8 protein-coding genes and 1 pseudogene are annotated in these 12463 nt (G+C 49.0%); 8 read left to right on the top strand and 1 reads right to left on the bottom strand.

The genetic code is table 11. The features are described 5' to 3' along the window. Positions 1-178: 178 nt before the first annotated feature. The 6 genes from EPD17_RS17625 (at position 179) to EPD17_RS20060 (ending at position 7316) form a co-directional block, all read left to right on the top strand. On the top strand, positions 179-1699 hold the full coding sequence (locus EPD17_RS17625) for a hypothetical protein (protein ID WP_114234844.1): 1521 nt from the start codon (positions 179-181) through the stop codon (positions 1697-1699). Positions 1700-1711: 12 nt separating this feature from the next. After that, positions 1712-2707 carry a hypothetical protein gene (locus EPD17_RS17620; RefSeq protein ID WP_132055843.1) on the top strand — a complete coding sequence of 332 codons (996 nt, stop codon included), beginning with the start codon at positions 1712-1714 and terminating at the stop codon, positions 2705-2707. Positions 2708-2875: 168 nt separating this feature from the next. Beyond that, positions 2876-3565 carry a phosphoribosylformylglycinamidine synthase subunit PurQ gene (purQ, locus tag EPD17_RS17615; RefSeq protein WP_132055842.1) on the top strand — a complete coding sequence of 230 codons (690 nt, stop codon included), beginning with the start codon at positions 2876-2878 and terminating at the stop codon, positions 3563-3565. Positions 3566-3716: 151 nt separating this feature from the next. Beyond that, a complete protein-coding gene (locus EPD17_RS17610) occupies positions 3717-4169 on the top strand; it encodes a protein-disulfide reductase DsbD domain-containing protein (RefSeq protein ID WP_114234847.1) in 453 nt (150 codons plus the stop codon). 147 nt (positions 4170-4316) lie between these two features. Next, positions 4317-6266, top strand: a complete 1950-nt coding sequence (locus EPD17_RS17605; RefSeq protein ID WP_132055841.1) for a protein-disulfide reductase DsbD family protein — start codon at positions 4317-4319, stop codon at positions 6264-6266. A gap of 495 nt (positions 6267-6761) precedes the next feature. Beyond that, complete coding sequence (locus EPD17_RS20060; protein ID WP_165929653.1) at positions 6762-7316, top strand: GldM family protein; 555 nt, start codon at positions 6762-6764, stop codon at positions 7314-7316. A 407-nt stretch (positions 7317-7723) separates the two neighbouring features. Here the strand turns inward: EPD17_RS20060 and EPD17_RS17595 are convergent, their stop codons facing one another. Continuing rightward, positions 7724-8305, bottom strand: a complete 582-nt coding sequence (locus tag EPD17_RS17595; RefSeq protein ID WP_114234851.1) for an RNA polymerase sigma factor — start codon at positions 8303-8305, stop codon at positions 7724-7726. 249 nt (positions 8306-8554) lie between these two features. On the opposite strand from EPD17_RS17595, the gene uvrA reads away from it, so the two are divergent. Together uvrA and EPD17_RS20425 are read left to right on the top strand one after the other, a co-directional pair. Further along, positions 8555-11434: an excinuclease ABC subunit UvrA gene (uvrA, locus tag EPD17_RS17590; RefSeq protein WP_132055839.1), complete on the top strand. Its 2880-nt coding sequence runs from the start codon at positions 8555-8557 to the stop codon at positions 11432-11434. A gap of 447 nt (positions 11435-11881) precedes the next feature. Then, positions 11882-12199: pseudogene (locus EPD17_RS20425) on the top strand (lamin tail domain-containing protein); the annotation flags it as partial. Positions 12200-12463 lie beyond the last annotated feature (264 nt).

Here is a 12463-nt window from a genome sequence, read left to right as displayed (position 1 = left end):
CTTAAAAACGGGGGCCACGAAGGGCTGAAATTAATGTTAAAACTAATAAAGAAAAACAAGCAGGGGCTTTGTTTCGTTTATAGCTCGGCGGCAAGCCCCAAACAGGCGCATCCCATTTTAAATTTTAGCGTCTTAGTAAGTAGGCAATAGGCTAATTTTAAAACGCAAACGACTATTTATGAACGTAAAGCAGGTGGTTCTTTTTTCCTTTTTTCTCCTTTCCCTATCGGCCGGGTTTGCGCAGCGGATCGTGTATTCGCAGCCCGACCGCGACGAAACCCGCCGCATGAACTTCGAGGTGATCGGTAAGGTGGGTCCTAATTTTTTGGTGTATAAAAATTTTTCCGGCAAAAATTATATTGGCGTTTACAACAACGACATGGTGCAAACCGAACGGGTGCTGCACGACTATATCCCGTACGACCGGCTGATCAATGTTGACTTTTTTCCCTATGCCAACCATGCATGGATGGTGTACCAGTACCAGCGCCGCAACGTGGTGTACTGCGAGGCCGTGCAGGTAGACGGCATGGGTAAAAAGGCAAGCGATGTGGTTCACCTCGATACCACGCATATTGGTTTTGGTGGCGGTAACCGCATTTACTCGGCCATTTCCTCCGACGATCGCAACAACATCATGTTGTTTAAAATAAACAGCCGCAACAAAGAGCTGTACCAGATCACCACGCTCCTGTTCAACAAAGACCTGGCCTTGCAGAAGCGCAGCCAGTTTCCGCTGGCCATGAAAGACCGTGATGATTTCCTGGATAAATTCAACGTGGACAACGAAGGCGACCTGGTGTTTACCCGCTTTACCCGCAACAACAACGACAACCTGGTGCAAACCCAACTGATGTGGAAGCCCGCCGCTGCCGATACGATTACCATCATCCCGGTGCCGCATGAAGGCATGTTCCTCGACGAGCCGCATATTAAAGTGGACAATGCCAACAAGCGCTATTTTCTTACTTCATTTTATTACAAACAGCGCCGCGGCAACATTGAAGGCTTTTATTTTTTTAATTGGGATAAAACAACGGGCAACCCGGTAATGCAAAACGCCGTGGCCCTGAGCGACGAGCTGCGCAACGAGGCCCGCGGTGAAGCGTCGGTAAAAACAGCCTTCAACGATTATTTTATCCGAAACATTATTGTAAAACGCGATGGCGGGTTCCTGATCGGTGCCGAATCGTATTATACCACTTCACGGTTCAACAACTGGAACCGTTGGAACTACCTCTATGGCATGCCCATGAGTACGTTTGATTATTACTCATATTCGCCGCTGTACAATAGCTGGTACTACCGCAACCAGGGCTGGGGCCGCAACCAGGCGGTGCGCCATCATGCCGATAATATTACCATCATGTCGTTCGACAACGGCGGCAAACCCGAATGGAATGCCGTGATCCACAAAGGCCAGTTCGACGATGAATCGGACGACCGCATTTCGTACGCCATGATGCTTACCGGCAGCCAAGCGCATTTCCTCTTCAATCAGGAAGAAAAGCGTTCGCTGTTGCTCAACGATTTTACCCTCAATGCCGATGGCGACATCAGCCGCAACCCCACATTAAAGAACCTGGACAAGGGTTACGAATTTATGCCCAAGTTCGGCAAACAGGTGGCGGCCCGCACCATGGTTATTCCCTGCTATTACCGCAACTACATTTGCTTTGCTAAAGTGGAGTTTAATTAATAGCATTGCCGCGTGATAGCGCTGTTTAAACAAAAATCGCCGGCCAACCTGGTGATGTTGCTGATATTTGGCCTGCTGATAAAAATGCCGTACCTGCTGCAACCTGCTTCCTTGCCCGGCACCCTGCCGGGTGGGCTCTTATTCCAGGGTTTGCTGCAGGTGCTGGCTGGGGGCAACCCGCATTCCCTTACCGCCGCACTGGTTGCATTTGCCCTGCTGTATAGCCAGGCACTGATGATCAATTACGGCGTAAACGAGCACCGGCTCACGCAAAAGTTTACCTTTTTGCCGGGCATGGCTTACCTGCTTACCACCTCGCTGGTGCCGGAGTGGAACTTGCTGTCGCCGCCGCTGGTAGCGTCCACGCTCATCATCTGGGCCATCTTAAAACTGTTTCGCACTTACAACCAGCAGGAGGTGCTGGGCACCTTGTTCAACACCGGGCTCATCGTGGGGGCCGCTTCGATGGTATTTTTCCCATCGGTTGCTTTTTTGTTGTGCCTGCTCCTGGGCATACTCATTTTGCGGCCGTTCCGGGTAAATGAGCTGCTGCTTTTTTTGATGGGTGCCCTTACGCCTTATTATTTCTACGCCGTTTACCTGTTCCTCAACGACAGCCTGCAGTTGCAAACACTGTTTCCGCCCATTCATATTGATCTGCCCCAGGTGGGTCAATCCATCAGGCTGGCGGTGGCTGCTGGTTTTCTCACCATTCCATTTATGGTGGGCTCCTGGCATATACAGGCACAGCTCCGCAAAATGCTGATCCAGGTGCGTAAGTACTGGACCATCGTGTTGTTTTACCTGTTGTTGGCCCTGCTGGTGCCTTTTATTAATAGCAATGCATCGCTGCACAACTGGGTGCTGGCACTGCCCGCCTTTGCAGCCTTTCATGCCTGCGCTTACCTGTATCCAACCAAAAAATGGGTGGCGCCACTGATGTTTTGGGGCACCGTGGCTTTTGTGGTGGCGCAGCAATATGGACTGTTGCATTTTAAAGGTCTGTAGCTTTGAGTTGGTAATTTGTAGTTGGGCTTCAAATAATGAAGTGTTATTGTATTATTAGTAAGTCAACTCAATTGCTGAAAACTTTTGACAATGCATTAATCAACTAACTACCCACTACCAACCATAAACTACCAACTACCCTTTATCTTCGCACTTCAATTTTTCGATATGAAATTTGGCGTTGTTGTTTTTCCCGGTTCCAACTGCGACCGCGATATATATGAAGCTTTAAAAAATGACCTGGGTCAGGAAGCCGAAATGCTGTGGCACAAAAATGCCGGCCTCGAAGGTTTTACCACCGACGACTGCATTGTGCTGCCCGGCGGTTTCTCGTACGGCGATTACCTGCGCACCGGCGCCATTGCCCGCTTTAGCCCCATCATGCAAAGCGTGATCGAGTTTGCACAAAAGGGCGGCAAAGTGCTGGGTGTGTGCAATGGTTTTCAGATCCTGTGCGAATCGCACCTGCTGCCCGGCGCCCTGCTGCGCAACGAACGGCAGCAGTTTGTTTGTAAAAATGTTTTTGTAAAAGACGCCGCAGGCGAAGTATATAAGATCCCCGTAGCACACGGCGAAGGCCGCTACCATGCCGACGAAGAAACCCTGAACAAGCTGGAAGCAGCCGGGCAGGTGGTGCTGCGCTACTGCGATGAGCAGGGTGCTGAAACTGCCGAAGCCAACCCCAATGGTTCGGTGCGCAACATTGCGGGCATCCGCAACGAAGCTGGCAACGTTATTGGCATGATGCCGCACCCCGAACGTGCCTGCTCCACGGCACTGGGCAATACTGATGGCCGCAAGATTTTTGAATTGCTGTACCCGGTAATAAAAGAGCAGCTGTTAGCGGTTAGCCGATAGCTGCAAGTTGCAAGTAAGGCAAACAACCTTTTGTAACCATTACTTGTAGCTTGTAGCTGATACTTTGAAGCTGCTCTCAAAAGCTTGTACCTCCTTTAACACCGGGGCTTTGGCTTAAAGCGGAAATTTGTAGCCCTTCAATGCACAAACCATGAAACGTTTATTTCTTTTCCTGATGCTGTTGGTTGGTATGGGCGCTGCGGCGCAAACCACATCGCCGGTATCCTGGTCGTTCAGCAGCAAAAAAATCTCCGAAGGCGTTTACGAAGTATATTTAAACGCAAGCATCCAACCCGGCTGGCACCTGTATGCACAAAGCCAGCCCACCGATGCCATTGCGCAGCCCACCACTTTTGCATTTACCAAAAACCCCCTGCTGCAATATGATGGCAAAGTGCGGGAAATCGGTAAGCTGGAAAAGTTCAGGGATGAAAAACTGGATGTTTCGGCCAACCAATACAGCAACAAAGTGCAGTTTGTGCAAAAGGTAAAAGTGGTAGGCAAAGCCAAAACCGCAGTTACCGGCAAACTGGAGTTTCAAACCTGCGACGACGAAAAATGCCTGCCGCCAAAAACGGTGGCCTTTTCCATTGCGCTGAAATGATCGTGAAACGTGAAACGTCAATCGTGAAAGAACGCTTTGCAATACGTTTTCCTATCTACACTTTGCAGACTGGCGCTTCACCAACATAAATATCTTTCTTTGCGGCGGGTTCTTTTAGAACCCGCTTCTTTATTCAATCATTTGTACATGCCCGCTTTTTTACGCTATAGCCTCAGTATCCTTTTTGCGCTGATTTCCTTTTGCTCATTTAGCCAGGACGAAGCACCGGCCGCACCTTTCCAGTGGCAGGTTTCCAGTAAAAAACTGGGCGAAGGCCGCTACGAACTCAGGTTTGCCACACCGGGCAACAGCGCCTGGCAATTGTACGCACCGCAAATGCTGAATGAAGTAGCCACTACAGAACTGCAGTTCCAGGATTCGGCCATCCAGGCTACCGGCAATTTTAAAGACAGCGGCAATGCCGAAACAGTAGCGAGTACTTTGTTTGAAGGCACGCAGGTGCGGCTGCACGGCGGCGCAGCCACCTGGACCACCGAAATATCGATCAACGGCGATGTGCCGGCATCGTTACAAGGCACGCTGCTTTATACCTATGGCAAGGGCGAAGAATTTTACCCCGGCACGGCGCATGAATTTACCGTGGCGCTGGAAGGCGGCAAGGCTGCCGGTACCCGCATTTTAATTCCATCGCTGGATCCAAAAGGTGCATTGTCGCCCTGCGGTGATGAAGACACTGCCGACCAGGGGCTGGCCTCGATATTCTTTTTAGGATTTTTGGGCGGCCTTATTGCGCTGGTTACGCCCTGCGTGTTTCCGCTCATTCCGCTGACGGTTTCGTTTTTCACCAAACGTTCCGGTTCGCGCAAAAAAGGTATCACCAATGCGCTGCTGTATGGCATGAGCATTTTCCTAATTTATGTGCTCCTCAGCCTGCCTTTTTACGTGGTGGAAGGCGCCAATCCCGAAGTGCTCAACAACATCTCCACCAACGTTTGGCTCAACCTCTTGTTCTTCGTCATTTTCATTGTATTTGCCCTTTCGTTCTTTGGGCTGTTTGAAATAACGCTGCCCGGCGGGCTTGCTTCTAAGATCGATTCCAAATCCGGCGTGTCGGACTTTTGGGGCATTTTCTTTATGGCCCTGACGCTGGCCATTGTTTCGTTCTCTTGCACCGGGCCCATTTTGGGGTCGCTGCTGGCAGGTGCCCTCACCAACAGTGGCGGTGCCGTGCAGCTCACCTTTGGCATGGGCGGTTTTGGCCTGGGCCTGGGGCTACCTTTTGCCCTTTTTGCCTTGTTCCCCAACTGGCTGCAATCGCTGCCCAAGTCGGGCGGGTGGCTTACTTCGGTAAAAGTGGTGCTGGGCTTTTTGGAACTGGCCCTGGCGGTTAAGTTTTTCTCCAATGCCGACCTCGTGAAACAGTGGCATATTTTACCGCGTGAAGTGTTTATCGGTATCTGGATCGTGATTGGCTTTGCGCTGGTACTGTACTTATTGGGTGTGATTCGTTTTGGCGGACCAAAACCCAAGCTCACACCGGCCCGCATGGGTGTGGCGGTGTTGTTCATGGCGTTTACCATTTACCTGGTGCCCGGTGTAACCAATTCAAAACTGGCGCGGCTTGAATTGATCAGCGGATTCCCTCCGCCATTGTGCTATAGTGTTTATGATAACCCAATAAATTGTGAGCAAGGCATTGAACCGCTGAAGGATTACGAGGAAGCATTGCAGGTGGCCAAAGCGCAGAACAAACCCATTTTGATTGACTTTACCGGTTGGGCCTGTGTCAACTGCCGCCGCATGGAAGAAAAAGTATGGCCTGACCCCGAAGTGGCCCGTATGATGAAGGAAGATTTTGTAGTGGTATCACTCTATGTAGATGAACGCCGCAAACTGCCGCTGACCGAGCAAATGGTGTACACCACCAAGTTGGGCACGGAGAAATCCATCGTTACTGTTGGTGATAAATGGGCTACGTTCCAGTCGGAAAACTTTGGTGCCGTATCGCAACCGCAGTACGCCATCGTGAGCCCATCGGAACAGGCGCTCACCAAAACAAAAGCTTATACGCCGGATGCAAAAGAGTTCCGCGAGTGGCTGCAGTGCGGACTGGATGCCATGAAAAGCTTAAAATAGAAGTGCTGGTTTTTACCGCCGGATAATATTTGCATTAGTCTGGTTCTTTAAATATTAAAGCCCCATCTGTTGGATTATATTCAGCAGGTGGGGCTTTTTATTTTAATGCTAAATGCGGTTGCATTAAAGTCATCGAACAGTTTTCGGTTGGGCAAACATGTGACTGAAAGGCGTTGGAAAACATTTTCGACAAAGTTTGCCTACCACAATGCTAACAAACAGATACTTCGAACTTCGAGATTGTCATGCCGAACTTGTTTCGGCATAACCCATCCTGCGTCACGGAACTTCCCATTGATAGCGATCGGATGTAATATATTTTTTATATTCAATGCATCAATCTGCTTTTCAGTATTTCCCTTTCAATCAAACTTAACCATTATGAACCAGCAACTACAACAGCTTTGGAGCAAAAAGCCATTCCTTCTTTTATTATCATTTTGCGCCTTAAGCGCTTACACAGTCCAAGCGCAAGTGGCTGTGGCACCCAGCAAGATGAACGTATTATACATTGGTATTGATAACCCGGTTTCAATAGCCGCAGCAAACGCTACCGATGAACAAACCACCGTAGCCATTGAAGGCGGCGACGGCACCATTGAAAAAAGCAGCGCAGGCTTGTACAATGTGCGGGTGGCTAAGCCTTCCGACCAATGCGTGATCAAGGTTTTTGTGGACGGCAAACAGGTAGGCACTTCCAACTTCCGGGTACGATCGCTACCCACGCCAATGCCCACTATTGGCGGGTATTCTGCCGGTGAGGCCATTTCATTTGCAGCGTTGCAAGCCCAACCCGGCGTCGGCGCTTACATCAAAGATTTTCCGTTCGACGTACAGTATAAAATCACCGGTTTTACCCTAAAGGTGGAAGACGCAGCGGGCAATGTGAAAACTGCCGATTGCCCGACGGCCTTGTTTACACCAGAAGCAAAGCAGTTGCTGGCCCAGCATGCCAAGCCTGGAACCTCCATCACGCTTGAAAAGATCAGGGCAATGGGGCCCAGCGAAAAAGAAAGCATGCTGCCGGTACTGGTGTATCGCGTTAAGTAATTTTGGCGTAAAGACATTGGTCGCTTGAATCAACTATCAACCGCGATAAAACACGGCCAATTAGCAAACCCGGTCAAGCCAGTACTTAAATTGATATAAATCAAAAAGGCCCGCAACACTGTTGCGGGCCTTTTCAATTAGTCGTCATTCTCCGTCAGCCTTCTGCGGCAAGCATTACTAAGCATGCAGTTGGAGCCGGAGAATGACATTTATTTGCAACAACCGATGGCTAAAAAACCGGCTGTTTGTGTTGTTTTGAAAGCGCTAAATTATCAAATAGCTGCACAAAAAAACACCCCGATGCTATTCTTTAACATTCGCTAACATTCCCCCGTTTTTTGTACGCCTATAACAACAACAAATTGCCGCAATGGTTCAAAGCGGCAGTGCATTTATTGCTGAAAAAATTAAAGGGCAATTTGTTTTTGCACCATCATCTTACGCAGGTTGATGAGGCCATAGCGCATCCGGCCCAACGCCGTGTTGATGCTGCAATTGGTGATTTGTGCAATTTCCTTAAAGCTCATATCGGCATAGTGGCGCAAAATGATCACTTCGCGTTGGTCTTCGGGCAGCTTGTCCAGCATTTCCCGAACACGGCTATGGCTTTGGCGCTTGATCATTTTATCCTCGGCACTTTCTTCAGTAAAATTCAATACCTCGAAAATGTCCTGGTCTTCGCTGTTCTTAATGGTGGGGGTGCGTTTTACTTTGCGGAAATGATCCACGCACAGGTTGTGGGCAATGCGCATGGCCCAGGGTAAAAATTTACCCTCTTCAGTGTAGCGGCCGCCCCGCATGGTATCGATGATGCGGATAAACACATCCTGAAAAATATCTTCGGCAAGGAACTTGTCTTTTACCAAAAACAAAATAGATGAATACAATTTATCCTTGTGACGCAATACAAGGGTTTCCAATGCGTTTACATTACCAGCAATGAATGCATTGATCAGGTCATGGTCGGTCAGACGCGATAATGGTGTCATAGTACTCCTACAGGGTTTAGGTGTTCAAGGGAATGGATGCTGAAACTGAGTGAAAAAAAAGTAGAAGTAATGACGATAGGCGGGACAGTTTGTTGTGACTAGTGATTAGGATTTATGCGTTAAAAGTATAATCTTTTTCTATTCCACGCCTCGTTTTTTCGGCCATCGCTGCTTTTCTTTGGCTAAAGAACTGTTAATGGTTCATGGCACCCTCAACCCGGGGTGCTAATTTTGCTCGGCAAATAAATCATGAAAAAAAAGACCGCTACCGCCACTGCGCCGGCACCCGCTCCGGCCGGTGACGATATATTTATAAAAGGGGCCCGTGTACACAACCTCAAAAACATCGATGTACTTTTTCCGCGCAACAAACTCATTGTTGTTACCGGTGTTTCGGGCTCGGGCAAATCCTCGCTAACCATTGATACGCTGTATGCCGAAGGGCAGCGCCGCTATGCCGAAAGCCTGAGCGCTTATGTACGCCAGTTTTTGAACCGCATGGACAAGCCCGATGTGGACTACATCAAAGGACTGGCACCGGCCATTGCCATTGAGCAAAAAGTAATTACCCGCACACCACGCAGCACCGTTGGCTCCATGACGGAGATCTACGATTACCTGCGCCTGCTGTATGCCCGGGTGGGCAAAACCATTTCGCCTATTTCGGGGCGTGAGGTGAAAAAGGATGATGTTACCGAGGTGGTGGCCGCCATCCGGAGCCTGCGCGAAGGCAGTAAAGTATTTGTGCTGGCGGCGTTCAAACAGCACCAGAACCGCGACGTTCGGGAGGAGCTGAACATCCTGATGCAAAAAGGCTTCTCGCGGATCTATGTTTCGGCGGTATCGCGTGGGCAGGCAGAAAACCCTGTGGACAGCAGCAGCACCCACCACATTGAAGACCTGCTGGCCGGCAGCCCGGAAGATTTCGCCGAAGTGTTTCGCTACCCCGAGAATGTATTTGTGCTGGTGGACCGGTTGGTGGCAAAAGAATTTGATGAGGACGATGAACACCGCCTGGCCGATTCGGTAGGCACTGCATTTTACGAAGGCGAAGGCGATGTATATGTGGAAGTAGACTCACCGGGCCGCGGTGATAAAGACATTAAGCTGCTGCACTTCAACAACCGCTTTGAACTGGACGGCATCGTGTTTGAAGAACCTGTGCCTAACCTTTTTTCCTTCAATAATCCATTTGGCGCCTGCCCTGTTTGCGAAGGTTTTTCAATGGTGCTGGGCATTGATGAGGAACTGGTGATCCCGGATAGGCGACTGAGTGTATACGAAGGTGCCGTGGCGCCGTGGAAAGGAGAGAAGCTGGGGCTGTGGCGCGAACGTTTTGTAAAAGCTGCACGCCATTTCGATTTCCCGGTGCACAAACCCATTGCCGATCTTACCAAGGAGCAGTACCGCATTTTGTGGGAAGGCAACCTGCATGTAGAAGGCATCAATGACTTTTTTAAAGAAGTAGAGGCTAATTTATATAAAGTGCAATACCGCGTGTTGCTAAGCCGCTACCGTGGCCGCACCAGGTGCCCCGAGTGTGAAGGCTACCGGCTGCGCAAGGAAGCCCTGTATGTAAAAGTTGCCGGTGCACATATTGGCGAACTCAGCGAAATGCCTGTACGCGACCTGAAGGTTTGGTTTGAAAAAGCAGTGTCGCATTTTACCGAGTTTGAAGCCACGGTGGGCAAACGCATTAACCTGGAGATAAAAGGCCGCATTGACACCTTGCTGAATGTGGGCCTTGGATATTTAACCCTGAACCGGTTAGCCAACACATTGAGCGGTGGCGAAAGCCAGCGCATACAACTGACGCGCAGCCTCGGTTCTAACTTGACCAACTCGCTGTATATACTAGATGAACCTTCCATTGGTTTGCACCCACGCGATACAGCTAATTTGATCCGTGTATTAAAAGAACTGCGCGATTTGGGTAACACAGTTGTGGTAGTGGAACACGATGAAATGATGATGCGTGAAGCGGACCATATTATTGATATGGGCCCGCTGGCATCGCACCTGGGTGGTGAAGTAATTGCTGCAGGCAACTACAATTCAATTGTAAAAAATGCGGAAAGCCTAACCGGCAAATACCTGAGCGGAGCACTGACTATTGATGCACCGAATAAACTGCGCAAATGGAAACAAAACATTGTAGTGGAAGGTGCACGCCAACACAATTTGAAAGACATCACGGTTGCGTTTCCGCTAAATGTTTTGTGCGTGGTAAGCGGTGTGAGTGGTAGTGGCAAAAGCACATTGGTGCGACAAATTTTGTATCCGGGATTGAAAAAACTGCAAGGTGAGCCGGCTGATAAAGTTGGTTTCCACCAAGCCATTAGCGGCGATGTGGAAGCCATTACCGCAGTGGAAATGGTGGACCAAAATCCGATCGGTAAATCATCGCGGTCCAACCCCGTTACTTATGTGAAGGCATGGGATTGCATCCGCGATTTGTTTGCCGTGCAGCCCCTGAGTAAGATGCGTGGTTTTCAGCCCAAACATTTTTCGTTCAACGTAGATGGCGGTCGTTGTGATGCCTGTAAAGGTGAAGGCGAAAAGATCGTGGAGATGCAGTTCTTGGCTGATGTGCACCTGACCTGTGAAGTGTGCGGTGGTAAAAAGTTCAAGGAAGAAGTACTGGAAGTAACCTATCGCGGGAAGAATGTTTTTGAAGTGCTGGAGTTGAGCGTAGATGAAGCCATTGAATTTTTTGGCGATGAAAAATCGGTGCTCACTGCCATCAAGCCCCTGAGCGAAGTAGGCTTGGGTTATGTAAAACTGGGCCAGTCGTCCGATACACTTTCGGGTGGCGAGGCGCAGCGGGTAAAACTGGCTTCGTTCCTGGGCAAAGGAAAAGCTGCCGGTAAAATTTTATTCATCTTCGATGAGCCCACAACCGGGCTGCATTTTCACGATATTAAAAAATTGCTGGCATCGTTCAATGCCCTGATCGAGCAGGGACACTCAGTGCTGGTGATTGAACACAACACCGATGTAATGCGCTCCGCCGACTGGATCATTGACTTAGGTCCGGAGGCTGGTGATGGCGGCGGCACATTAGTATACGCTGGTAAACCGGAAGGCTTGAAGGCTATTGCTGAAAGCCGTACGGCTGCGTTTTTGTAAATCGTGTTTCGATAATATTTTCCTCAACCCCGCAAACAGAAGTTTGCGGGGTTTTTCGTTTATAAGCAGTTAAGTGTAGCCGCTACTTGTTTGCAATGTTACTCCTGCCTTTGCAACATTCCATCATTCCGGCAACCGCTTGCCTTTGTCATCCTGAGCGCAGCGAAGGATCTGAGCATTATAAATCAAGGCCCTGTTGTAAAAACGTCTGATTTCTTTCAAATTTTCCATTAATGACAACTCAGATCCTTCGCTACGCTCAGGATGACAGGCGCAAAACCCGACCTGGTAGGCACAACCGCTTATCGGTAACATACAACCGATAAAAAATTGTCCTTGTCCATCTGACACATATTGCAAAAAAGAAAAATACTTGTTACCTTACTTTTACTGCTAAGCAAACCTGTTTCAATACAGGCACTTGCAACCAACCAAAAACTTACTGTAATGAATAAGCGAATATCTCTACTCGTATTGCTTTGCCTATCTGTTATTTTCTCATTTGCCCAAACGCCCGATCATGTAGTCATCAGCCAGGTATATGGCGGCGGAGGAAATACCGGTGCGCCTTTCAACAGGGATTTCGTGGAATTGTACAATCCAACGGCCAGCAGAGTCAATCTTGCCGGCTGGTCATTGCAGTATGCTGGCAGGGGATCAAATAAGTGGAGCGACAACCAGATAGCCCTTTCCGGTTTTATTGAACCAGGCAGATATTTTTTAATTGCATTAGGGGTTGAAGGAAATAATGGGAACGCCTTGCCTGTTGCTGATTTTTCATCGCCTTCCTTTGCAATGGCAAACAATTCCGGTAAAGTAGCCCTTCTTAAACAATTGGCTAGTTTACCTGAGGAGGTATGTCCTGTAACCGCAAATATTGTCGATTTTCTAGGTTATGGGACAGCTGATTGTTTTGAAGGCACAGATGGCACTATTCAATTGGGTAATGGTACTGCAGCCCACCGAAAAAGCAATGGTTGTGTAGATTTAAATAACAACAAAGATGACTTTGTGGTGCTTGCGCCTAAC

The organism is Pseudocnuella soli, assembly GCF_004347775.1.
In the GTDB taxonomy this organism is placed as follows: Bacteria; Bacteroidota; Bacteroidia; order Chitinophagales; family Chitinophagaceae; genus Flavisolibacter; species Flavisolibacter aquaticus.
The sequence above is the reverse complement of the archived record's forward strand: the minus strand, read 5'-3'. Positions and strand labels throughout refer to the sequence as shown.

What these genes read in the sequence shown, in the direction of transcription:
- EPD17_RS20060 (WP_165929653.1), top strand. Translation starts at nt 6,762, where the DNA reads ATGAACGTATTATACATTGGTATTGATAACCCGGTTTCAATAGCCGCA.
- EPD17_RS17595 (WP_114234851.1), bottom strand. Translation starts at nt 8,305, where the DNA reads ATGACACCATTATCGCGTCTGACCGACCATGACCTGATCAATGCATTC.
- EPD17_RS17610 (WP_114234847.1), top strand. Translation starts at nt 3,717, where the DNA reads ATGAAACGTTTATTTCTTTTCCTGATGCTGTTGGTTGGTATGGGCGCT.
- purQ (WP_132055842.1), top strand. Translation starts at nt 2,876, where the DNA reads ATGAAATTTGGCGTTGTTGTTTTTCCCGGTTCCAACTGCGACCGCGAT.
- EPD17_RS17625 (WP_114234844.1), top strand. Translation starts at nt 179, where the DNA reads ATGAACGTAAAGCAGGTGGTTCTTTTTTCCTTTTTTCTCCTTTCCCTA.
- uvrA (WP_132055839.1), top strand. Translation starts at nt 8,555, where the DNA reads ATGAAAAAAAAGACCGCTACCGCCACTGCGCCGGCACCCGCTCCGGCC.
- EPD17_RS17605 (WP_132055841.1), top strand. Translation starts at nt 4,317, where the DNA reads ATGCCCGCTTTTTTACGCTATAGCCTCAGTATCCTTTTTGCGCTGATT.